Source organism: Streptomyces sp. NPDC005775, assembly GCF_042871565.1.
GTDB lineage: Bacteria > Actinomycetota > Actinomycetes > Streptomycetales > Streptomycetaceae > Streptomyces.
This window is the reverse complement of sequence record NZ_JBIAIU010000015.1, coordinates 41,479-66,994: the sequence shown is the minus strand read 5'-3', so window position 1 is coordinate 66,994 and position 25,516 is coordinate 41,479. Positions and strand designations below refer to the sequence as shown.

General features: G+C 71.7%; 20 protein-coding genes. 6 read left to right on the top strand and 14 right to left on the bottom strand.

The window, feature by feature from the left end; all coding sequences use genetic code 11:
- Nucleotides 1–22: 22 nt before the first annotated feature.
- Nucleotides 23–1,837 carry an ABC-F family ATP-binding cassette domain-containing protein gene (locus tag ACFYPA_RS29765; RefSeq protein ID WP_359082763.1) on the bottom strand — a complete coding sequence of 605 codons (1,815 nt, stop codon included), beginning with the start codon at nt 1,835–1,837 and terminating at the stop codon, nt 23–25.
- Between the two features lie 191 nt (nt 1,838–2,028).
- On the opposite strand from ACFYPA_RS29765, the gene ACFYPA_RS29760 reads away from it, so the two are divergent.
- Complete coding sequence (locus ACFYPA_RS29760; protein ID WP_389135392.1) at nt 2,029–2,676, top strand: lipoprotein; 648 nt, start codon at nt 2,029–2,031, stop codon at nt 2,674–2,676.
- Between the two features lie 71 nt (nt 2,677–2,747).
- Here ACFYPA_RS29760 and ACFYPA_RS29755 read toward each other — a convergent pair whose 3' ends face one another.
- From ACFYPA_RS29755 to rsmI, 6 genes are all read right to left on the bottom strand, one after another.
- The gene (locus ACFYPA_RS29755) at nt 2,748–3,653 is read right to left on the bottom strand and encodes a 4-(cytidine 5'-diphospho)-2-C-methyl-D-erythritol kinase (protein WP_389135389.1); all 906 of its coding nucleotides are present in this window, start codon (nt 3,651–3,653) and stop codon (nt 2,748–2,750) included.
- The gene (gene rsmA, locus ACFYPA_RS29750; protein ID WP_389135385.1) at nt 3,650–4,522 is read right to left on the bottom strand and encodes a 16S rRNA (adenine(1518)-N(6)/adenine(1519)-N(6))-dimethyltransferase RsmA; all 873 of its coding nucleotides are present in this window, start codon (nt 4,520–4,522) and stop codon (nt 3,650–3,652) included. The genes ACFYPA_RS29755 and rsmA overlap by 4 nt, the downstream gene beginning before the upstream one ends.
- Nucleotides 4,523–4,705: 183 nt before the next feature.
- Complete coding sequence (locus ACFYPA_RS29745) at nt 4,706–5,869, bottom strand: ubiquitin-like domain-containing protein (protein ID WP_389135382.1); 1,164 nt, start codon at nt 5,867–5,869, stop codon at nt 4,706–4,708.
- A 116-nt stretch (nt 5,870–5,985) separates the two neighbouring features.
- Nucleotides 5,986–6,852, bottom strand: coding sequence for a TatD family hydrolase (locus ACFYPA_RS29740; protein WP_359082758.1), 867 nt, complete (start codon nt 6,850–6,852; stop codon nt 5,986–5,988).
- 48 nt (nt 6,853–6,900) lie between these two features.
- Nucleotides 6,901–7,290: a hypothetical protein gene (locus ACFYPA_RS29735; RefSeq protein ID WP_359082757.1), complete on the bottom strand. Its 390-nt coding sequence runs from the start codon at nt 7,288–7,290 to the stop codon at nt 6,901–6,903.
- Nucleotides 7,291–7,449: 159 nt separating this feature from the next.
- Nucleotides 7,450–8,346, bottom strand: coding sequence for a 16S rRNA (cytidine(1402)-2'-O)-methyltransferase (rsmI, locus tag ACFYPA_RS29730; RefSeq protein ID WP_359315159.1), 897 nt, complete (start codon nt 8,344–8,346; stop codon nt 7,450–7,452).
- 53 nt (nt 8,347–8,399) lie between these two features.
- Between rsmI and ACFYPA_RS29725 the strand changes: the two genes are divergently transcribed.
- Both ACFYPA_RS29725 and ACFYPA_RS29720 read left to right on the top strand, forming a co-directional pair.
- Complete coding sequence (locus ACFYPA_RS29725; RefSeq protein ID WP_359354512.1) at nt 8,400–10,178, top strand: phospholipid carrier-dependent glycosyltransferase; 1,779 nt, start codon at nt 8,400–8,402, stop codon at nt 10,176–10,178.
- A 156-nt stretch (nt 10,179–10,334) separates the two neighbouring features.
- Nucleotides 10,335–11,990, top strand: coding sequence for a penicillin-binding transpeptidase domain-containing protein (locus ACFYPA_RS29720; protein WP_389135378.1), 1,656 nt, complete (start codon nt 10,335–10,337; stop codon nt 11,988–11,990).
- A gap of 107 nt (nt 11,991–12,097) precedes the next feature.
- Here the strand turns inward: ACFYPA_RS29720 and ACFYPA_RS29715 are convergent, their stop codons facing one another.
- The 5 genes from ACFYPA_RS29715 to ACFYPA_RS29695 all read right to left on the bottom strand — a co-directional run bounded on the left by ACFYPA_RS29715 (nt 12,098) and on the right by ACFYPA_RS29695 (nt 16,774).
- Nucleotides 12,098–12,892 carry an SDR family NAD(P)-dependent oxidoreductase gene (locus ACFYPA_RS29715; protein ID WP_389135375.1) on the bottom strand — a complete coding sequence of 265 codons (795 nt, stop codon included), beginning with the start codon at nt 12,890–12,892 and terminating at the stop codon, nt 12,098–12,100.
- Nucleotides 12,889–14,049 (bottom strand): serine hydrolase domain-containing protein, encoded by a 1,161-nt coding sequence (locus ACFYPA_RS29710; RefSeq protein WP_359083001.1) that lies wholly within the window; start codon nt 14,047–14,049, stop codon nt 12,889–12,891. Before ACFYPA_RS29710 ends, ACFYPA_RS29715 begins: the two co-directional genes overlap by 4 nt.
- A 129-nt stretch (nt 14,050–14,178) precedes the next feature.
- Nucleotides 14,179–14,955, bottom strand: coding sequence for an ABC transporter ATP-binding protein (locus tag ACFYPA_RS29705; protein ID WP_359082752.1), 777 nt, complete (start codon nt 14,953–14,955; stop codon nt 14,179–14,181).
- A complete protein-coding gene (gene cbiQ / locus ACFYPA_RS29700) occupies nt 14,952–15,713 on the bottom strand; it encodes a cobalt ECF transporter T component CbiQ (RefSeq protein ID WP_359082751.1) in 762 nt (253 codons plus the stop codon). The genes ACFYPA_RS29705 and cbiQ overlap by 4 nt, the downstream gene beginning before the upstream one ends.
- A complete protein-coding gene (locus tag ACFYPA_RS29695) occupies nt 15,713–16,774 on the bottom strand; it encodes an energy-coupling factor ABC transporter permease (RefSeq protein WP_389135371.1) in 1,062 nt (353 codons plus the stop codon). The genes cbiQ and ACFYPA_RS29695 overlap by 1 nt, the downstream gene beginning before the upstream one ends.
- A 187-nt stretch (nt 16,775–16,961) precedes the next feature.
- On the opposite strand from ACFYPA_RS29695, the gene ACFYPA_RS29690 reads away from it, so the two are divergent.
- A complete protein-coding gene (locus ACFYPA_RS29690; protein ID WP_359082748.1) occupies nt 16,962–17,333 on the top strand; it encodes an SsgA family sporulation/cell division regulator in 372 nt (123 codons plus the stop codon).
- Nucleotides 17,334–17,480: 147 nt separating this feature from the next.
- Here the strand turns inward: ACFYPA_RS29690 and ACFYPA_RS29685 are convergent, their stop codons facing one another.
- Both ACFYPA_RS29685 and ACFYPA_RS29680 read right to left on the bottom strand, forming a co-directional pair.
- Nucleotides 17,481–19,706: an MMPL family transporter gene (locus tag ACFYPA_RS29685; RefSeq protein ID WP_389135366.1), complete on the bottom strand. Its 2,226-nt coding sequence runs from the start codon at nt 19,704–19,706 to the stop codon at nt 17,481–17,483.
- Between the two features lie 129 nt (nt 19,707–19,835).
- Entirely contained in the window at nt 19,836–20,408 is a 573-nt protein-coding gene (locus ACFYPA_RS29680; protein WP_359082746.1) for a TetR/AcrR family transcriptional regulator, read from the bottom strand.
- A gap of 168 nt (nt 20,409–20,576) precedes the next feature.
- On the opposite strand from ACFYPA_RS29680, the gene ACFYPA_RS29675 reads away from it, so the two are divergent.
- The gene (locus tag ACFYPA_RS29675; protein ID WP_359354522.1) at nt 20,577–23,861 is read left to right on the top strand and encodes a S41 family peptidase; all 3,285 of its coding nucleotides are present in this window, start codon (nt 20,577–20,579) and stop codon (nt 23,859–23,861) included.
- A 534-nt stretch (nt 23,862–24,395) separates the two neighbouring features.
- Complete coding sequence (locus ACFYPA_RS29670) at nt 24,396–25,415, top strand: RICIN domain-containing protein (protein ID WP_389135361.1); 1,020 nt, start codon at nt 24,396–24,398, stop codon at nt 25,413–25,415.
- Nucleotides 25,416–25,516: the final 101 nt, after the last annotated feature.

The following is a 25,516-nucleotide window of genomic DNA, read 5'->3' as shown; positions in this document are numbered from 1 at the left end:
GACGGGGTGCCCCGGCGAGCGGTCAGGCGTCCTCGGCCAGCTCCAGCCAGCGCATCTCCAGCACATCGCGTTCCGCGACCAGTTCGCGCAGTTCGGCGTCGAGCTTCGCGACCTTCTCGAAGTCCGTGGCGTTGTCGGCGATCTGGGCGTGCAGCGTCGTCTCACGGGTCGACATCTTGTCGAGCTGGCGCTCGACCTTCTGGAGTTCCTTCTTGGCGGCGCGCGACTCCTGCGGCGAGACCGCCGGGGCCGGGGCGGCGGCACGGGAGGACGCGGCGGGTGCGGCGGCGGGCGCGGCCCCGGCCATCTGGAGCCTGCGCTCCAGGTACTCGTCGATGCCGCGCGGCAGCATCCGCAGCGACTTGTCGCCGAGGAGCGCCAGCACCTTGTCCGTGGTCCGCTCGATGAAGAACCGGTCGTGGGAGATCACGATCATCGACCCGGGCCAGCCGTCGAGGAGGTCCTCCAGCTGGGTCAGGGTCTCGATGTCGAGGTCGTTGGTGGGCTCGTCGAGGAAGAGGACGTTCGGCTCGTCCATCAGCAGCCGCAGGATCTGCAGCCGGCGCCGCTCACCGCCCGACAGGTCGCCGACCGGCGTCCACTGCTTCTCCTTCGAGAAGCCGAACTGCTCGCAGAGCTGGCCGGCCGTCATCTCCCGGCCCTTGCCGAGGTCGACGCGGTCGCGGACCTGCTGCACGGCCTCCAGCACCCGGAGGTTCGGGTTGAGCTCCGCGACCTCCTGGGAGAGGTAGGCCAGCTTCACGGTCCTGCCGACGACGATCTTCCCGGCGGCGGGCTGCGCCTCGCCCTGGGTGCGGGCCGCCTGTTCCAGCGCCCGCAGCAGCGAGGTCTTGCCCGCGCCGTTGACCCCGACCAGGCCGATCCGGTCGCCGGGGCCGAGCTGCCAGGTGAGGTGGGTGAGCAGCGTCTTGGGGCCGGCCTGGACGGTCACGTCCTCCAGCTCGAAGACGGTCTTGCCGAGCCGGGCGTTGGCGAACTTCATCAGCGCGCTGGTGTCGCGGGGCGGCGGCACGTCGGCGATCAGTTCGTTGGCCGCCTCGATGCGGTAGCGCGGCTTGGACGTACGGGCGGGGGCGCCGCGCCGCAGCCAGGCCAGCTCCTTGCGCATCAGGTTCTGCCGCTTGCCCTCTTCGGTGGCGGCGATCCGCTCCCGTTCGGCCCGGGCGAAGACGTAGTCGCTGTAGCCGCCCTCGTACTCGTGGACCGTGCCGCGCTGGACGTCCCACATGCGGGTGCAGACCTGGTCGAGGAACCAGCGGTCGTGGGTGACGCAGACCAGTGCGGAGCGGCGGGCGCGCAGGTGTCCGGCCAGCCAGGAGATGCCCTCGACGTCGAGGTGGTTGGTCGGCTCGTCGAGGACGATCAGGTCCTGCTCGGCGATGAGCAGCTTGGCCAGCGCGATGCGGCGGCGCTCACCACCGGAGAGCGGGGCGATGACGGTGTCCAGGCCGTGCTCGAAGCCGGCCAGGTCGAGACCGCCGAAGAGTCCGGTCAGCACGTCGCGGATCTTGGCGCTGCCCGCCCACTCGTGGTCGGCGAGATCGCCGATGACCTCGTGGCGGATCGTGGCCTTCGGGTCGAGGGAGTCGTGCTGGGTCAGGACACCGAGGCGCAGCCCGCCGTTGTGGGTGACCCGGCCGGTGTCCGCCTCCTCCAGCTTGGCGAGCATCCGGATGAGAGTCGTCTTGCCGTCTCCGTTACGACCGACGACACCGATCCGGTCCCCCTCTGACACACCGAGGGACACACCGTCGAGCAGCGCACGGGTGCCGTACACCTTGCTGACCTGCTCGACATTGACGAGGTTGACGGCCACGAACGCTCCAGCTCGAAGGAGAAACACTGACCTTCAGCGTAGTCGCCACGGCGCGGGACTCCTGACGAGCGCCCGCTCACCCGTACGGGCCGGGGCCCTGCACGGCTGCGCGGACACCCCTGTGCGGTACCTTGCGCGGATTGATCAAGGTCCGGGGCCGGTCCCCGGGCCGCACCGGGGTGGGGAACTTCATGACACGACCTACGGTTCGCGGGCTGGTACCCGTTCTGCTGGCAGCCATCGCGCTGACCGGCTGCTCGTCGGGGTCCGGCGACAGTGCGGAGGCGGACACGAAGCCGGGCGGCGGAGCCGCCTCGCAGGGGGCTGACGGCGCGAGCGCGGCCAAGGGCGGCACCGTCGGGGGCTCCGGTTCCGGATGCGAGCTGCCCGTCGTCTTCGACGTGGCGGAGCACTGGAAGGCGGAGGCCGTGGTGCCGGACGAGCCGGGCTCGGATCTCGCCGCGCTCAGCAGGCAGGGCCCGGTGGCCATGGTCTGCGAGATCGACGCGAAGCCCGCCGGGCACATCGGCTTCCTGCGGGTGTGGCAGGGCGCCGGCAAGGGGAGCACGGCCCGCCAGGCGCTGGAGGGCTTCGTGAAGGCCGACGAGAACGCCTCGAAGATCACGTACAAGCAGTCCACCGTCGGGAAGCTGTCCGTGACCGAGGTCGCCTACACGATCTACAGCAAGATCATGGAGGAGTCGCGCCCGAACCGGGCCTTCGCCGTGGCCACCCCGGACGGGCCGGTCGTGGTGCACCTGGGCGGACTGGACGCGACGGAGCACAAGGGGATGCTGCCGGCGTTCGAACTGGCGAGGAAGAGCGTGCGGCTCGGCTGAGGCCGGGCGGGACGCCGCCTCGTCCACCGCGTGGTGGAGGACGAGGTGCGCATCGCCTCCTGCCGCTACCGCTACGGCCGCTGAAGCGTCGCCCCCTGCGCCGGTGACGCCGCGACCCGGGCGGTGCGGCAGGTCCCCGAGGCGGTCAGGGCGTCGGCGAGCGCGCGGGCCGACGCCTCGTCCTCGGTGAGGAACGCGGTGGTCGGCCCGGAGCCCGAGACCAGGGCCGCCCGTGCGCCCGCGACGGTGCCGGCGGCCAGGGTGTGTTCCAGCGAGGGGCGCAGCGACAGCGCCGGGGCCTGCAGGTCGTTGCTGAGCGCGGCGGCGAGCGCACCGGTGTCGCCGGTCCGCAGCGCGTCCAGGAGGGGAGCGGACACCACGGGTTCGGGCACGTGCGTCCCCTCCGTGAGGCGGTCGAACTCGCGGTAGACGGCCGGGGTGGAGAGGCCGCCCTCGGCGACGGCGAAGACCCAGTGGAAGGTGCCGCCCACCTCGACGGGGGTGAGCTGCTCACCCCGCCCGACGCCGAGTGCGGCCCCGCCGACCAGGCTGAACGGCACGTCGCTGCCCAGCTCGGCGCAGAGGGCCAGGAGCTCCTCGCGGGTGGCGCCGGTGGACCAGAGCGCGTCGCACGCCAGCAGGGCGCCGGCCCCGTCGGCGCTGCCGCCCGCCATGCCGCCGGCGACGGGGATGTCCTTGGCGATGTGGATGTGCACGTCGGGCGCGATGCCGTATCGCCCGGCCAGCGCGATCGCGGCGCGGGCCGCGAGGTTGGAGGCGTCCAGCGGCACCTGGGCGGCGTCCGGGCCCGAGCAGGTGACGCGCAGCCCGTCGGCCGGGGTGACGGTGACCTCGTCGTACAGGCCGACGGCGAGGAAGACGTTGGCGAGGTCGTGGAAGCCGTCGGGGCGCGCGGCGCCGACCGCGAGCTGGACGTTGACCTTGGCGGGCACCCGGACGGTGACGCTCTCGCTCATGCGGGCTGCTCCGGCTTGTTCTCGGCGATGGCGGCGAACTCCTCGACGGTGAGGGCCTCGCCGCGGGCCTGCGGCGAGACGCCGGCCGCGACCAGGGCCGCTTCGGCGGCGGGCGCGGAGCCCGCCCAGCCGGCCAGGGCCGCGCGCAGCGTCTTGCGGCGCTGGGCGAAGGCGGCGTCGACGACGGCGAAGACCTCGGCCTTGCTCGCCGTGGTGGCGACGGGCTCGGTCCTGCGTACCAGCGAGACGAGTCCCGAGTCGACGTTGGGCGCGGGCCAGAAGACCTTGCGGCCGATGGAGCCGGCGCGCTTGACGTCGGTGTACCAGTTGGCCTTCACCGACGGCACGCCGTAGACCTTGTTGCCGGGCCTGGCGGCCAGCCGGTCGGCTACCTCGGCCTGCACCATGACCAGGGTCCGCTCGATGCCGGGGAAGCGGTCGAGCATGGTGAGCAGCACCGGCACCGCGACGTTGTACGGAAGGTTGGCGACCAGCGCGGTCGGCGGCGGCCCCGGGAGTTCCCGTACGAGCATCGCGTCGGAGTGGATGAGCGTGAAGCGGTCGGCGCGCCCCGGCATCCGGGCGGCGACCGTGGCCGGCAGGGCGGCCGCGAGCACGTCGTCGATCTCGACGGCGACGACCCGGTCGGCCGCCTCGAGGAGCGCCAGGGTCAGCGAGCCCAGGCCGGGGCCGACCTCCACCACCACGTCGTCCGGGCGGACCTCCGCGGTGCGCACGATACGGCGGACCGTGTTGGCGTCGATGACGAAGTTCTGACCGCGCTGCTTGGTGGGGCGTACGCCCAGCGTCGCGGCCAGCTCGCGGATGTCTGCGGGGCCCAGGAGGGCGTCGGGCTCTGTGGTGCTCACCTGTTAAGCGTACGGGCTGTCGCCAGGGCCTTTCGTGCGGAACGGGCCGGATCAGGGAGCGGGGTCCGGTGCGTGCGGCTGCAAGGCGGAGGAGGGAGTCACTGCGGAGCATTGGCGACCGACGACAACGCGGCAGGTTGCGTGCCGGACCCCGCGAGCCCGGCCTGGTCCAGACGAGAGGCCCTAGTCGGCCGTCCCGGCCGTGCGCGGCCCGGTGCCGGCCTTCACGACCCGGCTGACCGGTTCCCGTACGACCTCGGTGGCCAGTACCCGGGGCTTCTGGCGGACGCCGTTGACGGTCCGCAGGGCGTACATGACGCGGCGTGAACCGTCCTGCCCCTCGCGCTCGACCACCTCCGTGCCGACGGCCAGGGCACCGTCCCCGGACCGCTCCACGGCGTACGGCAGCAGTTCCTCGCGGACCACCCTGGTGGTGGCGATCCGGAGCACCGAGACGGTCTGCCCCTCACGCGGGAAGCTCTCCGGGGCCACGGAGGTGGTGTCCTCGCCGTGCAGAAGGACTCCGGCCCGGGCGACGGCCTCGCGGACGGTGGCGGCGTTGGTGCGGACGGTGTGCTCGCGGCCGTCGGCCATCACGGTGACGGTGCGCTCGGTGCGCACGTCCAGCGTCAGTCCGTTGCTTCCGATCGGGGCGGCCCCGGAGACGGAGAGGTAGGCGCCGTCGGCCCGTACGCCCAGCCGGCGCAGGGCGGCGCCGACGGTGGGCTCGGAGGTCCAGACCCGGCGCCGCACCCCGTCGAGGGTGAGCGTCACCGGGCGCGGCCCGCCGACGGTGATCACGTCACCGTCGCTGATAGGGGTGTCGGGGGCCGGGGACACCGCCGCGCCGTCATCGGCGTCGATGCCCTGTTCGGCGAGGAGTTCGCCCACGTCGTCCGCGAAGGTGTGCAGGGTGCGGGGCTCGCCGTCGACGTCCAGCGTCACCGCCTTGTCCTCGGCGACGAACGCGGTCGTCCCGCCCGCCAGGAACGCGACCACGAGGGCCTGCGGCACCAGGCGGCGCAGTTGCTCGGGACCGACGGGCACCCGGCGCCGCCGGGCACCCCGCCGCGCCGCGGACCTGCCGCCGGGGACCGGCACGGGGAGAGCGGTGACGGTGGTCGCCTGCGCGGTGCGGCCCGCGCCACCGGTCGCGGCCGCCGTCCGCCCCGTCGGCATGTCGACGACGGTCGGCGTCGGCCGGGGCCACGCCGCAAGGGTCAGCTGCTCGTGCGGCGGTACGGGGGACGGGCCCGGCACGACGACGGTGGCGGGTCCGCGCGTCCCGGCCCGCGCCGTACGCCCCCTGCCGCGTGCTGCACGGTGACTGCCCTGCGAATTGCTCACGACGCTCGCTCCAGAAGATCCGTACCGGCCGGCTCGCTCTTGCGCGCCCGGGACGATAGCGGAGCGTGCGTCACCCTCCAAAGCGGCGCGACTACACAGCGTCGCGCGTCACCCGGTCAGTAGTCGAACGCGCGGGCCGTGTTGACGGCGATCGCCGACGCCAGGGTGTCCTCGTCGACGCCCTTGACCGCGGCCATGGCACGCAGCGTGACGGGAATCAGATAGGGCGCGTTAGGCCGTCCGCGGTACGGGGCGGGGGTGAGGAAGGGCGCGTCCGTCTCGACCAGGACCAGTTCCATCGGCGCCACGGCCAGCGCGTCACGCAGCGGCTGGGCGTTCTTGAACGTCACGTTGCCCGCGAAGGACATGAAGTACCCGGCGTCCGCGCAGATCCGGGCCATGTCGGCGTCACCGGAGTAGCAGTGGAAGACGGTCCGCTCCGGGGCACCGGCGTCGGCCAGGACGCGCAGCACATCGGCGTGCGCCTCGCGATCGTGGATGACGAGCGCCTTGCCGTGCCGTTTGGCGATCTCGATGTGGGCCCGGAAGGACTCCTCCTGGGCGGCCATGCCCTCGGGACCGGTCCGGAAGTGGTCGAGCCCTGTCTCGCCGACGCCCCGCACATGGTCCAGGGCGGCCAGCGCGTCGATCTCGGCGAGCGCCTCGTGGAGCGCGGCGGCCCCGCCGGCCTCCCGCGCCCCCTGCCGTGACCAGTCGTCCGGATCCCCGTGCACGATCCGCGGCGCCTCGTTGGGGTGCAGGGCCACGGCCGCGTACACACTCGCGTGCGCCGCGGCGGTCTCGGCGGCCCAGTGGGAGCCCTTCACGTCGCAGCCCACCTGGATGACGGTCGTCACGTTCACCGCGGCGGCCCTGGCCAGGCCTTCCTCGACGGTGCCGTCCTGCATGTCCAGGTGGGTGTGCGCATCGGCGACCGGCACCCGGAGGGGCTCGGGCAGCGGCGGGGCTTCGGTACGGCTCATGGCCACGATCGTACGAGGACCGCGGCCGGTGACGTCACCGTGCGGGCATCACTTGCGGTGGAAGGGGTGGAGCAGGTCGGAGAGGTGCCAGTGGTGGGCGCCCGTGGGAGCGGCGGTGGCGGCCATGGGCTCGTCCTGCGACTCCTCGGCGGGCGGCGGCCCGGCCGGCGTCCGGGAGCGGTCCTGGTGGAGCAGCTGCTGCACCCCCGACACCCGGCCGGACCGCATGATCCGTACGACGTGCCCGCCGCAGTTCGTGCAGGTCGGCGTGGAAAGCGGGGAAGGCACGCGTTCGCCGTCCGCCTTGTAGACCACGAATGCGTGGTTGGAGGTGTCGACGTGGTGCTCTATTTCGTAGGCCTGTTCCCAGCCGTGTCCGCACCTCATGCAGGCGAAGGCGTAGGCCTCGTGCACCGTGGTTGCTGCGATCTCGCTCATGCCTGCTCCTCTTGTCCGCCGGACAAGCACTCCGGAGAATGCGTCCTGGATCCAGTGGACGCCTTTACCGGCGGGAGCGCACCGGGCCCTGTCGAGTGTTGGAGCGGATTTGGCCTTCTCGTGGCAAAAAGGCCCGGAACGCGGCTCGCGCTTTGCTTTTCACGATAGTCCTTTACTCTCCGCTGGGCCGGTCCGAGCCGCATTCTTTGCTGCGACGACCGCGTCGAACACCTCGCGCTTGGGCAGCCCCGCCGCCGCGGCGACGGCGGCGATCGCCTCCTTGCGCCGCTCCCCCGCCTCCTCGCGCACCTGCACCCTGCGCACCAGCTCCTCGGCGTCGAGTTCCTCGGCCCCGGAGTCGGCCGCGCCCTCGACGACGACGGTGATCTCACCGCGTACACCCTCGGCCGCCCAGTCGGCGAGCTCGCCCAGCGGGCCGCGCTTCACTTCCTCGTACGTCTTGGTCAGCTCGCGGCAGACCGCGGCGCGCCGGTCGGCGCCGAAGACCTCGGCCATCGCAGCGAGGGTGTCGTCGAGCCGGTGCGGGGCCTCGAAGAAGACCATGGTGCGGCGCTCGCCGGCGACCTCGCGGAGCTTGCCGAGGCGTTCACCGGCCTTGCGCGGCAGGAAGCCCTCGAAGCAGAACCGGTCGACCGGCAGCCCGGACAGGGCGAGCGCGGTGAGCACCGCCGACGGGCCCGGGACCGCGGTGACCTTGATGTCCTTCTCCACGGCGGCGGCGACCAGCCGGTAGCCGGGGTCGGACACGGACGGCATTCCGGCGTCCGTGACCAGCAGCACCCGGGCGCCGCCCATCAGTGCCTCGACGAGTTCGGGCGTACGGGCGGACTCGTTCCCCTCGAAGTAGGAGACGACACGCCCCGTCGTGTGGATGCCCAGCGCCTGGGTCAGCCGGCGCAGCCGGCGGGTGTCCTCCGCGGCGACGACATCGGCCGTCTCCAGTTCGGTGGCGAGGCGTGGCGGGGCGTCCGCCACATCGCCGATGGGGGTCCCTGCGAGTACCAGCGTTCCAGTCGTTCCAGTCACAACGTCCATCCTCCCAGCACCGGCGGCACCACTCGCACAGATGCGTTCCCTACGATGGCGCGGTGACGAGTACTGCGCCCGAAGCCCGGCAGGGCCAAGACGCCGGGGATCAGCACGGCCCGGAGCCGACTTCCTGGCAGCAGCGGCTGCGCCGCTTCGGCCATTTCCCGCGCCCCGGTATCGGGCTGCGGGAGCGGCTGGTTCCGCCGTACACCCGCCCCGGGGGGCAGTTGTGGGCCGTGCTCGGGGCGCCCCCGCTGCTCGCCGAACGGCTGGTGCGCTGGTCGGCGTGGGGCGGTCCGCTGCTGGTGGCGGCGGTCGCGGGGGTGCTGCGGTTCTGGAAGCTGGGCAGCCCGCACGCGGTGATATTCGATGAGACGTACTACGCCAAGGACTCCTGGGCCCTCATCAAGCAGGGGTACGAGGGGTCGTGGCCCAAGGACGTCGACAAGCTGATCCTCAACGACCCCTCGCAGGTGCCGGTCCCGACCGACCCGGGTTACGTGGTGCACCCGCCGGTCGGCAAGTGGATCATCGGGATCGGCGAGCAGCTGTTCGGTTTCACGCCGTTCGGCTGGCGGTTCATGGTCGCCGTGCTCGGCACGCTGTCGGTGCTGATGCTGTGCCGGATCGGCCGCAGGCTGTTCCGCTCGACGTTCCTGGGCTGTCTGGCGGGCGCGCTGCTCGCGGTGGACGGGCTGCACTTCGTGATGAGCCGCACCGCGCTGCTCGACCTGGTGCTGATGTTCTTCGTGCTGGCCTCGTTCGGCTGTCTCCTGATCGACCGGGACTGGGCGCGGCGCAGGCTCGCCGCCGCGCTGCCGGTCGACGAGGACGGCGTGCTGCGGCCGGACACCGGGGTCGCGGAGGGGCTGCGGCTCGGCTGGCGTCCGTGGCGGATCGCGGCCGGCGTCAGTCTCGGCCTCGCCTTCGCCACCAAGTGGAACGGGCTGTACATCATGGTCGCGTTCGGCCTGATGACGGTGTTGTGGGACGTGGGCGCGCGGCGGACCGCGGGCGCGGTGCAGCCCTACAAAGCGGTGCTGAAGCGGGACCTGCTTCCGGCGTTCGTCTCCACGGTTCCGGTCGCGGTCATCACGTACCTCGCCTCGTGGACCGGCTGGATCATCCACGACGACCCCGACCGGCACGGCTACTACCGGGACTGGGCGACGACCGACGGCAGGGGCGGCAGCTGGACCTGGCTGCCGGACTGGCTGCGCAGCCTGTGGCACTACGAGAACCAGGTCTACGACTTCCATGTGAACCTGACGTCCGGTCACACCTACCAGTCCAATCCGTGGAGCTGGATCGTGCTGGGCCGGCCCGTCTCGTACTTCTACGAGGACCAGAACGGCTGCGTCCAGTCGTCGACGGGCAAGTGCGCGCGCGAGGTACTGGCGCTCGGCACACCCCTGCTGTGGTGGGCCGCGTGCTTCGCGCTGCTGTACGTGCTGTGGCGCTGGCTCTTCCGCCGCGACTGGCGGGCGGGCGCGATCGCGTGCGGCGTGGCAGCGGGATGGGTGCCGTGGTTCCTGTACCAGGAACGCACGATTTTCCTTTTCTACGCGGTCGTTTTCGTGCCCTTCCTCTGCCTCGCCGTCGCCATGATGATCGGCGCGATGCTGGGTCCGGCGGCGGGCACCGGGACGAAACACGAACTGGGCCTGGCGAAGGGCGATCCTTCGGGCGAACGACGGCGGACGCTGGGGGCGGTGGCGGCCGGCGTCCTGGTCCTTCTGATCATCTGGAATTTCATCTATTTCTGGCCGCTGTATACGGGGACTCCGATTCCGGAGGATTCGTGGCGAGATCGCATGTGGCTGGATACCTGGATTTGACCGGACTGTTCACCAAACCGTTCACCGGCCGGTTGCCGCCGTACGGGATCGCATTCCGATAACAAGAGGCCCCGCTGTCACGGCAGTCCCGTAAAGTGCCCCGAACAGCCCCCTGAACACGTTCAAGGGGGCCTCCTGGGGAGGGGGACTGCAGGGATGCGCAGTGGAGCGAAGGTAGCCGTCGTCGGCGGGGTGTTCGCGGTCGTGGTCGGCGGGGTGGGGTACGGGGCGTACAACGTCCTGGACGGGCTCGGCGACAGTGGTGTCGGAGGCGGCTCGGACACCACCGCCAGCTCGACCGAGGTGAAGACGGGCCCGGTCACGAAGGACGAGATCGCCGAGACGTCGGAGAAGTTCCTCGCGGCCTGGGCGAAGGGCGACGCGGCCGTCGCGGCCGAACTCACCAACAACAAGGGCGAAGCCGAACCGGCACTGGCCGCCTACAGCGAGTCGGCCCACGTCACGAAGGCCGTGATCACCCCGGGCCCGGCGACCGGCTCGACGGTGCCGTACACGGTCAAGGCGACCGTCTCCTACGAGGGGACGACGAAGCCCTGGTCGTACGCCTCCGAGCTCACCGTCGTACGCGGCCTGACCACGGGCGCCCCCCTCGTCGACTGGCTCCCCTCCGTCATCCACCCGGAGCTGCACAAGGGCGAGTCGCTGGAGACGGGCGAGTCGAAGACCGCGTCGATCGAGGCGGTCGACCGCAAGGGCAACGTGCTCACCAAGGAGAAGTACCCGTCGCTGGGCGGCATCCTGGACGAGCTGCGCAAGAAGTACGGCCAGAAGTCCGGCGGCACCACGGGCATCGAGACGTGGATCAACAGCGCGAACGCCGACGGTGCGGACAAGACGCTGCTGACCCTGGTCCAGGGGAAGCCTGGCCGGTTGCGGACGACGCTGGACGCGGGGATCCAGGCGGCGGCCGAGAGCGCCGTGAAGAAGTACGCCGAATCGTCCGTGGCGGCCGTCGAACCGTCGAGCGGCGCGATCCGCGCCCTTGCCAACAACCGGGCGGACGGTTACGACGCGGCGCGGAAGGCCTCGGTGGCACCCGGCTCGACGATGAAGATCGTGACGGCCGCGATGATCATCCAGAACGGGCTCGGCAGCGCGGAGTCACCGGTCGAGTGCCCGTCCTCCGTGACGTGGATGGGCGTGCCCTTCCACAACCTGAACAACTTCGACATGTCGAACCCCACGTTGAAGAGTGCTTTCGCCCGGTCCTGCAACACCGCGTTCATCAAGCCGATCGGGCCGCTGGACGACAAGGACAAGGCCGACACGGCGCTCGGCGACGAGGCCTCGCGGTACTTCGGGATAGGCCAGGACTGGCAGACGGGCATCGTGACGGTCGACGGCTCGGTGCCGCCCTCCCAGGGCGCGGAGACCGCCGCGTCGTACATCGGCCAGGGCAAGGTCCAGATGAACCCGCTGAACATGGCGTCCATCACCGCCACCGCCGTCAACGGCCAGTTCCTGCAGCCCTACATCGTGCCGAGGGACCTGGACAACCGGAAGTTCGCCACCGCGAGCCGGCTGCCGGGCGGGGTGTCGGCGCAGCTGAAGGCGATGCTGCACTACACGGCGACCTGGAACCAGGGCACGGCGACCGCCGCGATGGCGAGCGTGGGCGAGAACAAGGGCGGCAAGACGGGCTCGGCGGAGATCGACGGCCACGCCACGTCCGACAGCTGGTTCACCGGATTCAGCAACGATCTCGCGGCGGCGGCCCTCGTCCAGTCCGGCGGCCACGGCGGGGACGCGGCGGGCCCGGTCGTCGCGGAGGTCCTGCGGGCAGGGCCGTGAGTCACGCCTCCTTGGAGGTGTGCCCGGTTGTCCCGTACGCCGCGGAACAACTGGGCACAGCACGGGACGACATGTGATTTTCGATCCACTCGGGACATGCGCCGGGACTATGCGTGCGTGAGCGCCTGCCGGAAGCCCGCGTTCACCGCGGTCAGTCCGCCGTCCACGCACAGCGTCGTGCCGGTGACCCACGCCGCGTCGCGCGAGGCGAGGAACGCGACGGCCGCCGCGATGTCCTCCGGTTCGCCGACCCGGCCGAGCGGGTAGAGGCCGCTCACCTTGGCCAGTTCGGCCTCGCGGCCGGCCCAGGCGTCGGTGCGGACCGTGCCGGGCGTGACCAGGTTGACGCGCACCCCGCGCGGTCCGGCGTGGCCGGCGAGGGTGCGGGTGAGGCTCGCCAGGCCCGCCTTGGCCGCGCTGTAGGCGTGGTTGCCGAAGTCCTGCACACCGTTGACCGAGCCGATGTTCACGATCGCGCCCCGGCCGGAGGCGGCGAGATGCGGGAGGGCCGCCCGCGCGCATCGGTAGGCGCCGCTGAGCGTGACGTCCAGGTCGCGCTGCCAGACCTCGTCCGGCTCGTCCTCGAAGAGCGCGGTGTCCGGGGTGCACGCGTAGGCGTTGTTGACCAGCACGTCGAGCCCGCCGAACGTCGAGACGGCGTGGGCCACGGCCGCTTCGACCGCCGCCCGGTCGCTCACGTCGCAGGCCAGAGCCTCGGCCTCGCCGGCGCTCTCCCGGAGCCGGGCCGCCACGTGCTCCGCCCGGTCTCCGTCCAGGTCGGTGACGAGGACCCGGGCCCCCTCGGAGGCCAGCCGGCGGGCGGTGGCGGCGCCGATGCCCTGGCCGGCCCCGGTGAGGAGCACGCTGTATCCGTCGAAGCGCGAAAGCGCGGCAGAAGTCATAGGGCCGACCGTAGTGCGCGCACCAGTGCCTGGGCACGGGGATCGGCGGTGACTCCCTTCTGCAGACCGTTCGTCACATAGCCGAAGGCGATGCCGGATTCGGGGTCGGCGAAGCCCAGCGAGCCACCCCGGCCCGGGTGGCCGAAGGAGCCCGGGGAGAGCAGCGGAGCCGCCGGCCCGTGCAGCATGTAGCCGAGGCCGAAACGGGTGTTGACGACCAGCACCCGGTCGGGGCCCGCCGACTCCTCGGTGCGCGCGAGGGTGAGGGTGGCCGGGGCGAACAGCCGGTGGCCGTCGACCGGGCCGATCATCGCGGCGTAGCAGCGGGCCAGGCCGCGGGCGGTGGCGGTGCCGCTGGACGCGGGGAGCTCGGCGGCCCGGTAGCCGGGGTGGTTCTCGTCGGGGAACGGGTGGATGGCGCCGAACGCCCGGCGGGTCAGCGACTCCGGGTCGCGGTAGGCGTCGACGACCGAGCGCTTGGGGCGCATCCGCAGCGCGCCCGTGCCGTCCCCCGCGGGCGGCTCGACCGGGCCGATCCGGCCCACCCGGTGCGCCTCGTCCGCCGGGATACCGAACCAGAAGTCCAGGCCGAGCGGGCGGGCGATCTCCTCGGCGACCCAGCGGCCGACGGTCCGCCCGGTGACCCGCCGCACCAGCTCGCCGACGAGCCAGCTGTAGGTCTGCGCGTGGTAGCCGTGGTCGGTGCCCGGCTCCCACTCGGGGCGCTGCGCGGCGACCGCGTGCGGGCCGCTCACCCCGTCGGCCGCCTCGTCGGGCGTCAGGGGCCGGTCCAGGGCCGGGATGCCGGCCCGGTGGGCGAGGAGGTGGCGGACGAGGACGCGTTCCTTGCCGTTCGCCTTGAACTCCGGCCAGTACGTGCCGACCGGGGCGTGCAGGTCGATCTGGCCGCGCTGGTGAAGCATCAGCGGGACGGCGGCGGCGATGCCCTTGCCGGCCGAGCGGACGATCTGCACGGTGTCGACGGCCCACGGTTCGGCGCCGTCGACGTCTCTGGTGCCGGCCCACAGGTCGACGACCTTCTGCCCGTGCCGGTAGACGGTGACCGCTGCCCCACGGTCCCCGCGCTGTTCGAAGTTACGGATGAAAGCATCCCGGACCGGTTCGAATCCGGGCGCCGCCGTGCCCCGTACGTCCACGCCTGCTCCTGCGCTCCCGCTCATGTCCCCATGGTGCATTGCGCCGCAGGTCGCGGGTGGGGCGGGTCACCTCATGTTCACCGACACGGAACGCATCACGGAGCGCGAACCGTCACGGAACCCGAACCGTCACGGAACCCGAACCGTCACCGACCTCGGATCGAACCCGAACGGAAGCTCCAGCCGGTGCGCGCGCATGAGTTCCTCGTCGCACAGGAGGTCCTGCGTGCGGTCGTCCGCGGCGATGACTCCGTCGCTGAGGATGACCGCGCGGCCGCAGAGCTCCAGGGCGTACGGCAGGTCGTGCGTCACCATCAGCACGGTGACGTCCAACGAGCGCAGAATGTCGGCGAGTTCGCGGCGGGACGCCGGGTCCAGGTTGGAGGAGGGTTCGTCCAGGACGAGGATCTCCGGTCGCATGGCGAGGACCGTGGCGACGGCGACGCGGCGGCGCTGGCCGAAGGACAGGTGGTGCGGCGGCCGGGCCGCGTACTCCTCCATGCCGACCTGCTTGAGCGCTTCGGTGACGCGCTCCTCCAGCTCGGCCCCGCGCAGCCCGCCGGACGCGGGCCCGAAGGCGACGTCCTCGCGGACGGTGGGCATGAAGAGCTGGTCGTCGGGGTCCTGGAAGACGATGCCGACGCGGCGGCGGATCTCGGCGAGGTTGCGCTTCTCCACCGGGAGTCCGGCGACGCGGACGGTCCCGGCGCCCGCGTCGAGGATGCCGTTGAGGTGGAGGACGAGCGTGGTCTTGCCGGCGCCGTTCGGGCCGAGCAGGGCGACGCGCTCGCCCCGCGCGACGGTCAGGTCGACGCCGAAGAGCGCCTGGTGGCCGTCGGGGTACGCGTAGGCGAGGCCGCTGACCTCCAGGGAGGGCGGTACGGAAGTGTCGGAGGGCTGGCTCATACGGTCCATCCCAGCAGACACACGACGAGGGCGAGCAGGGGGAGTGCCGCGGCGTACGCCCACTGGGTGCGCGAGGCCGTCACCTCGTCGATGACCGGCATCGAGCCGGTGTAGCCGCGGCTGACCATCGCGAGGTGGACGCGTTCGCCGCGTTCGTACGACCGGATGAAGAGGGCGCCCGCCGATTTGCCCAGGACACCCCACTGCCGGATCCCGCGCGCCTCGAATCCGCGCGAGCGTCGGGCGATGGACATCCGGCGCATCTCGTCGGTGATCACATCGCCGTACCGGATCATGAAGGAGGCGATCTGGACGAGCAGCGGGGGCAGCCTCAGGCGCTGGAGGCCGAGCAGCAGGGAGCGCAGTTCGGTGGTGGAGGCGAGGAGCACGGAGGCGGCGACGCCGAGGGTGCCCTTGGCGAGGACGTTCCAGGCGCCCCAGAGCCCGGGGACGCTGACGGAGAGCCCGAGGACGTGCGTCTGCTCGCCGGGAACGACGAACGGCATCAGCAGCGCGAAGGCGACGAACGGCACCTCGATCAGCAGCCGCTTGAGCAGGAAGCCGGCCGGGACGCGCGCCACGGCGGCGGCGCCCGCGATCAGCAGCGCGTACAGCCCGAAGGCCCACACCGCCTCGCGCGGGGTGGTGACGACGACCACGACGAAGCAGAAGACCGCGGCGAGCTTGCAGTGCGGCGGCAGGTCGTGGACCGGCGAGTGCCCGTGCCGGTAGAGCTTGTGGGCGTGCCCCGCGCCCATCAGACCTTCTCGTCGGTACGGGTGGTGGCACCGGGCTCGTCGTTCGTACGACGGCGGCGGCTGACCACGTAGAACGCGCCGCTGCCGACGACGAGGGTGGCGCCGACGCCGATCACTCCGGCCAGTCCGCCGGACATCCGGGCGTTGGAGACGTCCTTGACGCCGTAGTCGGCGAGCGGTGAGTCCTTGGCGGCGTGGTCCTTGGCCTCCTTGTCGATGCCCTGGTCGGTGGCTACCTTCTCCAGGCCGTCCGGGTTCGCGGAGGCGTAGAAGGAGACGAAGCCGGCCAGCACGAGGGCGGTGACCAGGCCGGTGGCCCACAGGCCACGGGTGGAGCGACGGGCGGGGGCGGGCTCCCGGGCAGGGGCGGGCGCGTCGACGAGTTCACCGTCGACGCGGAGCTTGAGCGGGGCGGTCAGGCCGCGGGCGCCGTGGACCAGGTCGGGGCGGACGGCGATGACGGCACCGACGGTCAGCGCCGTGATCGCGGCCTCCCCGAGGCCGATCAGGACGTGGACCCCGACCATCGCGGTGAAGACCTTGCCGATCGGGATGTCGGTGGTGCCGCCGATCCAGTACACCAGCGTGAACGCGGCGGCCGCGGCCGGTACGGAGACCAGCGCGGCGACGAAGGACGCGGCGGTCATGGAGCGGCGGGTGCGCGGCAGCACGCCGACGAGGCCGCGGAAGAGGGCGTACGCGACGACCGTGGTCACGATGCCCATGTCGAGGATGTTGACGCCGAGCGCGGTGAGCCCGCCGTCGGCGAAGAGGATGCCCTGCATCAGCAGGACGACGGATATGCAGAGCACCCCGGTGTACGGCCCGACCAGGATCGCGGCCAGCGCTCCGCCGAGCAGGTGCCCGCTGGTGCCGGCCGCGACGGGGAAGTTCAGCATCTGCACGGCGAAGATGAAGGCGGCGACCAGCCCGGCCAGGGGCGCGGTGCGCTCGTTCAGTTCGCGCCGGGCCCCCTTCAGGCTGACGGCCACCGCACCGGCGGCCACGACTCCGGTGACGGCGGAGACGGGGGCGTTGATGAATCCGTCGGGTACATGCATGGGGGAGGCTCCGCTTCCTGCGTTCCTGCATTGCTGCGCGGGGTCGTGAACCTCTCAATGATAGGCCCTTGTTGCGAACCATTCGCAAGAGCGAGGGTGTCACAACTGCCCAGACGTCTCACAGTGCTCTTTTGCGAAAATATGGGACATTGGATGACGAAGACGCATATACAGGAGGAGCCGGCCCATGTCCCCCGTGATCAAAGAACATGCCCGCGCCCGGCTCGTCACTGACGCCCGCGACCTTCCCGTGGTGCCCGTCGAGTTGCGATACGACCCCACCGATACGTCGGCCACCGTCCAGATCGCCTTCCCCGGCGGTACGACCTGGGCCGCCGCGCGCGATCTGCTGGAGCGCGGACTGCGCGCCCCCGTCACACACGACAGCCTGCGGATCTGGCCGTGCGGCCGGGCCCAGCTGGTCGTCGAACGCCATACGGAGGACGGCGTCGAGGTGGTGCAGTTCGACTGCGCGCCCCTGATCCGCTTCCTGCGGCGCACCCACCGCGAGGTCAGAGCGGAGAGCCGCGAGAGCAAGGCGGAGACCGCACCCGCCTGAGCGGCGACGACATGACGAGAGCCCCCGCGCACCTGGTGCACGGGGGCTCTCGTCGCCCCGGTCCCCCGTCCCCACAGGTAACCGGCGCTTCCGGGACCGCGTTCCGCTCAGACACGGCCCCGGAGGTTCAGCGGCTCACGGCCGGGCTCAGACGCGGCTCAGCTCGCGCTCGCCCCCGGCGTCCGGGCCGGAGTCGGCGGCGGTGCCGGCGAGCTCCTTGCGCAGGCCCTCACCCTCGACGTCGACGTTGGGCAGGACCCTGTCCAGCCAGCGCGGCAGCCACCAGGCCCGCTTCCCGAGCAGCGCGAGGACCGCGGGCACGATGGCCATGCGGACGACGAACGCGTCGAAGAAGACGGCGATGGCGAGCGAGAAGCCGATCATCTTGATCATCGACTCACTGGAGCCGATGAATCCGGAGAAGACCGCGATCATGATCACGGCCGCGGCCGTGACGACCCTGGCCCCGTGCTTGAAGCCGGTGACGACGGCCTGGCCGGGCTTCTCGCCGTGGACGTACGCCTCACGCATCCGGGTGACGAGGAAGACCTCGTAGTCCATCGCGAGACCGAAGACGACACCCACCATGAAGATCGGCATCATCGACATGATCGGACCGGTCTGCTCGACCCCGAAGAGCGAGCCGAGCCAGCCCCACTGGAAGACCGCGACGACCGCGCCCAGGGCGGCGACGACCGAGAGCAGGAAGCCGAGCGCCGCCTTCAGCGGCACCAGGATCGACCGGAAGACCACCATCAGCAGCAGGAAGGCGAGGCCGACGACGAGCGCCAGGTAGGGCAGCAGGGCGTCGTTCATCTTCTGCGAGAAGTCGATGTTCATCGCGGTGGCACCGGTGACCAGCACACTCGCACCGGTGTCGGACTTGATGTCCGCACCCGCGTCGCGGATCGCGTGGACCACGTTCTCCGTCTCCACGGAGCTCGGCCGGTCCTCCGGGACGACGGTGATCATCGCCGCGTCGCCGGCCTTGTTGAAGGTGGCCGGGCTGACTTCGACGACACCCTTCATGCCCGAGATCTCGTCGGTGACCTGCTTGGCGGCGGTCTTGCCGTCGGAGCTGTCCGCCGTGTCGACGACGACGAGCAGCGACCCGTTGAAGCCGGGGCCGAAGCCCTCGGACAGCAGGTCGTAGGCGCGGCGCTGGGTGGTGCTGGTGGGCTGGGAGCCGTCGTCCGGCAGACCCATCTCCAGCGAGGCGGCCGGTACGGCGACGGTGCCCAGACCGATCACGCCGATCAGCAGCACCCACACCGGCTTGCGCAGGACGAACCGCGCCCAGCGGGTGCCCATGTTCGGCTTGGCCTCGGGCTTGTTCTCCGCCTCGGCGGCCTTGCGCGCCTTGCGTCCCATGACCCGCTTGCCCGCGAAGCCCAGCAGGGCCGGGACGAGGGTGAGGGCGATGAGGACGGCGATGGCGACCGTGCCGGCCGCGGCGAAGCCCATCTTCGACAGCATCGGGATGTTGACGACGGCCAGGCCGACCAACGCGATGACGACGGTGAGCCCGGCGAAGACGACCGCGGAACCGGCCGTGCCGACCGCGCGGCCCGCCGCCTCCTCGCGCTCCCGGCCCTCGGCCAGTTCGGCGCGGTAGCGGGAGACGATGAAGAGCGCGTAGTCGATGCCGACCGCGAGGCCGATCATCATCGCCAGGGTGGAGGTGGTCGAGCCCAGGTCCAGCACATTGGCCAGCGCGGTGATGGACGAGACGCCGATCCCGACACCGATCAGGGCGGTGAGCAGAGGCAGCCCCGCCGCGATGAGCGAGCCGAAGGTGATGACCAGCACCACCGCGGACAGTGCGATGCCGATGACCTCGGTGGCGCCCGTCTCCGGCATCACCTGGAGCGCGTCACCGCCGATCTCCACGGTCATCCCGCTCTTCTGCGCGTCCGCGCCCGCGTCCTTCAGGGCGTCCCGGGTCTCGTCGGTCAGCTCCATCGAGGCGACGTCGTACGCCACCGAGATGTACGCGGTGGAGCCGTCCTTGGAGACGGCGTTGCCGGTGTACGGGTCGGCGACCGAGGCGATCTGGTCCGAGCCGGACTTCAGCTCTGCGGTGATCTTGTTGACGTCGGCCTTGTGGGCCGGGTCCGTCATCTTCTCGCCCTCGGGGGCCTTGAAGACGATGCGCGCGGTCGCGCCGTCGGCGCTGGCCGCGGGGAATCGCTGTTCCAGCAGGTCGAAGGCCTTCTGGGCCTCCGTACCCGGGATCGAGAAGGAGCTGGAGGTGGCGGTGGACGCGGTGGCCGCGCCGACTCCGGCGACCGCCAGCAGTGCCACCCAGATCAGGGCGACATAGCGGCGGCGCCGGAAGGCGAGCCGTCCGAGTTTGTAGAGGAATGTGGCCACGGGGGCGTACTCCCGGTCAGGTCGTTGAGTGGAAAAGGGCGTGAGGAACCAGCCCGACGACGAGAGCGGCGTGTCAGGTGGGGCGTTGGCGCTTCGGTGCTTCGGGGAGAGGGCCGTGGGGACGGCTGGTCAGACGCCGAGAGCGGGGAGGATCACGGAGTCGACGTAGTCGAGAAGGAAAGCCTGGTCGACGGCGCGGTCCTCGACCAGTTGGCGCGCGACGAAGGCGCCGATCATCATGTGGGGTACGTACTTCAGCGCCGGGTTGTCCGGACGCAGCTCCCCCCGGTCCACGGCTCGGCGCAGCAGGATGTCGAGACCGGTCATCTCCGGCTCGATCAGCAGTTCACGCAGGGCCTGGTGCAGGTCGGGGTTCTCGTGGACGGCATGGCTCAGGCCCCGCATCAGCGCGGAGTCCTTCTCCATCTGACAGTCGTCACTACGGCTCAGGACGGCGTGGAAGTCACCGCGCAGCGAGCCGGTGTCGACCTCGCCGAGCGACACGGGCTTGTTGTGCCGCATAGCCTTGACGACGAGCTCGGGCTTGCTCCCCCACTGGCGGTAGAGGGTGGCCTTGCTGGAACGGGTGCGAGCGGCGACGGCGTCCATGGTGAGGCCGTCGTAGCCGACCTCGCGGAGCAGGTCGAGCACGGCGGCGTACAGCTCGCTCTCACGCTCGGGCGTGAGCCGTGTGCGTGCCATGGGTCGACCTCCTGTTCCATGAGCTCGTGCGCTTCGTACGTCAGTCAATCGAACGAAACTGTTTCGTACACTTCGACGGTACCCCGGCCGCCCAGCGAAACGAAATCGTTTCGCTTGTGTTCCGCACCACAAGTTGCCGCGCCCCCCTCGCACAGAAAGCATTGGGGGGTGAGTGACGACGTCTCGTATCTCCGGTTCCCGCACCTCCACGAGGATCTGCTCTGCTTCGCGGCGGAGGACGATCTCTGGGTGGCTCCCCTCGTCCCCGAGGGCGAGGTGCCCGGGCGCGCCTGGCGGGTGACCGTCGACCGCACGAGAGTGAGCCATCCGCGCTTCTCGCCCGACGGGACCCGGATCGCCTACACGACGTGGCGCAGCCTCGATCCGGAGATCCATCTGGCGCCGGTCACCGGCGGCCCGTCCCGTCGGCTCACCTACTGGGGATCGACGGACGCCCGGGTCTGCGGCTGGACCCCCGACCCCGGCGACAGCGCACAGATCCTCGCCGTGTCCTCGCACCGGCAGCCGTTCTCGTACTTCTCCTGGGCCTACGGCGTGCCCACGGACGGCAGCCCCGGGGGCAGGCTGCCGTGGGGCCCGGTCTCCGACATCGCGGTCGGCGAGATCGACGGCGAGCGCCGCACCCTGCTGCTCACCGGAAAGCCGCCGCACGAGCCGGCCGCCTGGAAGCGGTACCGGGGCGGCGCGACCGGACGCCTGTGGCTGCACGGCGAGCGGCTGCTCCCGGACATCGGCGGGCACCTCGACTCCCCGATGTTCGTCGCCGGCCGGATCGCGTTCCTCTCCGACCACGAGGGCGTCGGCAACCTCTACTCATGCCGCCCCGACGGCACCGGACTGCGCCGCCACACGGACCACGACGCGTTCTACGCCCGGCACGCCTCCAGTGACGGCCGCCGCGTCGTCTACCAGTGCGCGGGCGAGGTGTGGCTGGTCGACGACCTCGAATCGCCCGATGCCGTCCCCCGGAAGCTGGAGGTCCGGCTCGGCGGGCCGCGCGCCGGCCGACGTACGTACCAGGTACCGGCCGCCAGCAACGTCGACTCGCTCTCCGTGGACGAGACCGGCCGGGCCAGCGCCGTCTCCGTACGCGGCAGCCTGTACTGGCTCACCCACCGCGACGGACCGGCCCGCACCATCACCGACACCCCCGGCGTACGGGTACGGCTGCCGGAGATGCTCGGCAGCGGCGGCCAGGTCGCCTACGTCACCGACGCGGACGGCGAGGACGCGATCGAGATCGCCACCCTGCCGCGCGCCAGCGGCGACCGTGCCCCGCGCCGGCTCGCCTCCGGCCGCGTCGGCCGCGTCCAGGAACTGATCGCCGACCCGGACGGCGAACGGCTCGCCATCGCCTCGCACGACGGCCGGCTGCTCCTCCTGGACACCGACGAGGAGACGTCCACCGGCGAGCCCACCGAACTGATCCGCTCCGTCAACGGCCCGGTCCGCGATCTGGCGTTCTCCCCCGACGGCGCGTGGCTGACCTGGTCGCACCCCGGCATCGGCCGCTCCCTGCGCAAGATCAAGCTCGCCCGCATCCTGGGCCCCGGCGACCCCACCGTCGTCGACGTCACCAACGGCCGCTTCGAGGACGAGAACCCCGTCTTCACGGGGGACGGCCGCTATCTCGCCTTCCTCTCCTGGCGCGGCTTCGACCCCGTCTACGACGTGCACACCGGCGACCTCTCCTTCCCGCTCGGCTGCCGCCCCTACCTCGTCCCCCTGTCCTCGGCGACCCCGTCCCCCTTCGCCCTCTCCCCCGACGGCCGGCCGGCCGCGGGCGGCCTCGACCCGGTGGACACCGCCGAGACCGGTGCGACGGAGGGCTCCACGGTCTCCGTCGAGTTCGAGGGCCTGGAGAGCCGGGTCACGCCGTTCCCGGTGTCCGCCTCCAAGTACTCGGCGCTGTACCCGGTCAGCGGCGGCGGCCTCGTCTGGCTGCGCTGGCCGATCTCCGGCGCGCTCGGCGAGACGTTCGCCAACCCGGCGGACATGTCGGGCCGGCCGACCCTGGAGTACTTCAACATCGCCAAGGCGAAGAAGACCGAACTCGTCGACCACCTCGACTGGTTCGCCGTCAGCGGCGACGCCTCCCGCCTCGTCGTGATGGACGACGGCGAACTGCGCGCCGTCCCCGCGACCGAGCCCGGCGACAACGACTCCACGGTCTACATCGATCTGCGCCGCATCCTGCACGAGGCCGACCCGGCGGCGGAGTGGCGGCAGGCGTACGGCGAGGCGGGCCGCCTCATCCGCTCCTACTTCTGGGAGCCGGACATGTGCGGCATCGACTGGCCGGCCATCCTCGACCAGTACCGCCCCCTGGTCGAACGGGTGGCCACGCCCGACGAGTTCGCCGACCTCCTCCGCGAGGTCCTCGGCGAACTGGGCACCTCGCACGCGTACGTCTCCCCCGCCCGCCGCAACGAGGGCCCCCCGCACTACCAGCGGGCGATCGGCCTGCTCGGCGTGAACTTCGTGTGCCGGGACGGCGACTGGACCATCCAGCGCATCCTGCCCGGCGACTCATCGGACTCCAAGGCCCGTTCACCGCTGGCCGGTACGGGCATCCGCGAGGGCGCGGCCCTCACCCACGTCGACGGCCGCCCGGTCGACCCGGTCACCGGCCCCTACCCCCTGCTCTCCGCGGCGGGCGGCACCACGGTCGAGCTGACCTTCAGGCCCGCCGAGGGCGAGGGCCGCTCCCGCCGCGTCGCGATCGTCCCGCTGGTGGACGAACGCCCGCTGCGCTACCAGGACTGGGTCGCCAAACGCCGCGAGGTCGTACGGGAGTTGAGCGGCGGCCGCTGCGGCTACCTGCACATCCCCGACATGGGCGGCTCGGGCTGGGCCCAGTTCAACCGGGACCTGCGCCTGGAGGTCTCCCGCCCGGCCCTGATCGTGGACGTGCGCGGCAACGCGGGCGGCCACATCAGCGAACTGGTCGTCGAGAAACTCACCCGCACGATCCTCGGCTGGGACCTCACCCGCGACGCCCAGCCCGTCAGTTACGCCTCCAACGCCCCCCGCGGCCCGGTCGTCGCCCTGGCCGACGAGGCGACGTCCTCCGACGGCGACATGATCACCGCCGCGTTCCGCCTGCTCAAGCTCGGCCCCGTCGTCGGCCAGCGCACCTGGGGCGGGGTCGTCGGCATGACCGGCCGCCACCGCCTGGGCGACGGCACGGTGATCACGGTGCCGATGAACGCGGCCTGGTTCGACACGTACGGCTGGTCGGTGGAGAACCACGGCGTGGAACCGGACCTGGAGGCCCTGCGCACCCCCCTCGACTGGGCGGAGGGCCGCCACGCGGTGCTCGACGACGCGGTCCACGTCGCCCTGGACCTCCTGGCCGCGCATCCACCGGCAACGGCTCCGACGTACGACACGGCCCCGAACCGAAGGCGCCCACCGCTGCCGCCCCGGTAGACGATGGCGTCAAGTGCTGCTACTTATGCGTGAGTTGCGGGCACGCCCTACCGTCGCAAGGTGCCCCGGGCGGACGCGTTGACCGCTCCCGGCGCGGTGACCTGCCGCGATGCCCAGTCGCTCCGGCCGTCCGGCAGCCGCTGAGGCGCCCTCGGTCGCGTCCTGGTACGGGAGCGCGCGACCTCATGGGGTCAAAAACGCCTGCCCTCGGCACGGCCTGCGTCACGGCGTGACGATTCCGATCCTCTCCCCACGAAATCGGACCCGGTCGAAGTTCGTACGACATATCGCGAACCGCCTCCGCCAACTCACCGTCTACCAAGCGGCGTGTTCACCTTCCTTCGGCAGGCCGTGCAGCGATTGGATGGGGATTGATCCACGGCTCTCCTCCTCACGCGCCCCGGGGGTTTCCGCCCGCCGGGAAAGCGCTGTCCGAACCGCCTGCCGCGTCAGGGGGAGGCATGCACCGTTGGTCGTCCCTCCGTTCCCGAGCACTCCTCAGAGCTCGACCTCATACACAAGGAGCACAACCGAATGCCAGAGCTGCCGAGGCGCAACGTCAACAGGTCCGGCAGCTCCCGGCCGGCCAAGCCCCCGCAAAGCAACGATGCGTTGAACCTCGACTCCGCCCGCGCCGCACTCGCTCGCGCGATCGCGGCGCAGCGCGCCGAGAGCGCCGGAACCGAGACGGGCGGGAGCGCGCCGGCGCAGGGCCCCGCGGAGCCCGGTCTCCCGCGGTCCTCCGCAGAGTCGGAGTCGACTCATGAGATAGCGCCGACCGCTTCCCCCCGCCGCTGGGCGTTCCTGCGGCGGAGGTGGGTTCTGGCCACGGCCGCCGCCGTGGCCGTCGTCGCTGTCGTCGCGGGGGTGGCCGTCACGGTCGGCGGGGGCTCCGACAGCTCCGGCCGCCGGGCCGATACGTCCGCCGACGAGCTCGTGGAGTCCGACGGCGCGTACGAGGGGGCCGGGGGCCAGTCGCTCCTGCCGGGAGTTCCGACGGCGGAGCAATCAGCATCCCCCTCCGTCACCCGTTCCGCCGACCCCTCGTCTACATCGAGCAGGAGTGCCCAGGCCACGCCCCACCCGGGCAGGAGCACCGCCGCCGCGGGGTCCGACTCGTCGCGGGCGCCGGACGACCCCGGTACGGACACCGCCGCGAAACCGGGCAGCGACCACCCCAGCGGCTCGACCACGGTGACCGGCGTCGCCCTGGCCGTACAGGCCTCGGGCAAGTGTCTGACCGGCGCGGGCTCGGGATCACAGCTCGTGGCTGCCGTCTGCGGGGGTTCGGCCGCCCAGTTGTGGAGCCCCCAGCCCGACGGCAGTCTGCGGCAGGGCGGCCTCTGCGTGACCGTCACCGGAACCGAGGACCGGACCCCGGTCGTCCTGGCCGCCTGCGACCGGTCTTCCGTCCAGCGCGTCAGCCTGTCCGGTACCGCGCTGGTGTCCGCGTCCACCGGAAAATGCCTGGATCTCTTCGGGGGCGCGAGCGGCACCCAGATCGTGCTCTGGGAATGCAACGGCCGTGACAACCAGCACTGGAGTGCCGCCTGACCGCCGTGCGGAGGCAAGCCCGGACGCCCGCGCGCCCCACCATGAGCGTCTCGCCGTGGGTGCCCCGCCGTGAGGCGCCCCGTCCTGGGCGCCCCGCCGTG

Excerpts from the sequence above, each read along its gene's own strand:
- ACFYPA_RS29760 (WP_389135392.1), top strand. The coding sequence starts at position 2,029 with ATGACACGACCTACGGTTCGCGGGCTGGTACCCGTTCTGCTGGCAGCC.
- ACFYPA_RS29755 (WP_389135389.1), bottom strand. The coding sequence starts at position 3,653 with ATGAGCGAGAGCGTCACCGTCCGGGTGCCCGCCAAGGTCAACGTCCAG.
- ACFYPA_RS29740 (WP_359082758.1), bottom strand. The coding sequence starts at position 6,852 with ATGAGCCGTACCGAAGCCCCGCCGCTGCCCGAGCCCCTCCGGGTGCCG.
- ACFYPA_RS29735 (WP_359082757.1), bottom strand. The coding sequence starts at position 7,290 with ATGAGCGAGATCGCAGCAACCACGGTGCACGAGGCCTACGCCTTCGCC.
- rsmI (WP_359315159.1), bottom strand. The coding sequence starts at position 8,346 with ATGGACGTTGTGACTGGAACGACTGGAACGCTGGTACTCGCAGGGACC.
- ACFYPA_RS29720 (WP_389135378.1), top strand. The coding sequence starts at position 10,335 with ATGCGCAGTGGAGCGAAGGTAGCCGTCGTCGGCGGGGTGTTCGCGGTC.
- ACFYPA_RS29715 (WP_389135375.1), bottom strand. The coding sequence starts at position 12,892 with ATGACTTCTGCCGCGCTTTCGCGCTTCGACGGATACAGCGTGCTCCTC.
- ACFYPA_RS29705 (WP_359082752.1), bottom strand. The coding sequence starts at position 14,955 with ATGAGCCAGCCCTCCGACACTTCCGTACCGCCCTCCCTGGAGGTCAGC.
- cbiQ (WP_359082751.1), bottom strand. The coding sequence starts at position 15,713 with ATGGGCGCGGGGCACGCCCACAAGCTCTACCGGCACGGGCACTCGCCG.
- ACFYPA_RS29695 (WP_389135371.1), bottom strand. The coding sequence starts at position 16,774 with ATGCATGTACCCGACGGATTCATCAACGCCCCCGTCTCCGCCGTCACC.
- ACFYPA_RS29690 (WP_359082748.1), top strand. The coding sequence starts at position 16,962 with ATGTCCCCCGTGATCAAAGAACATGCCCGCGCCCGGCTCGTCACTGAC.
- ACFYPA_RS29680 (WP_359082746.1), bottom strand. The coding sequence starts at position 20,408 with ATGGCACGCACACGGCTCACGCCCGAGCGTGAGAGCGAGCTGTACGCC.
- ACFYPA_RS29670 (WP_389135361.1), top strand. The coding sequence starts at position 24,396 with ATGCCAGAGCTGCCGAGGCGCAACGTCAACAGGTCCGGCAGCTCCCGG.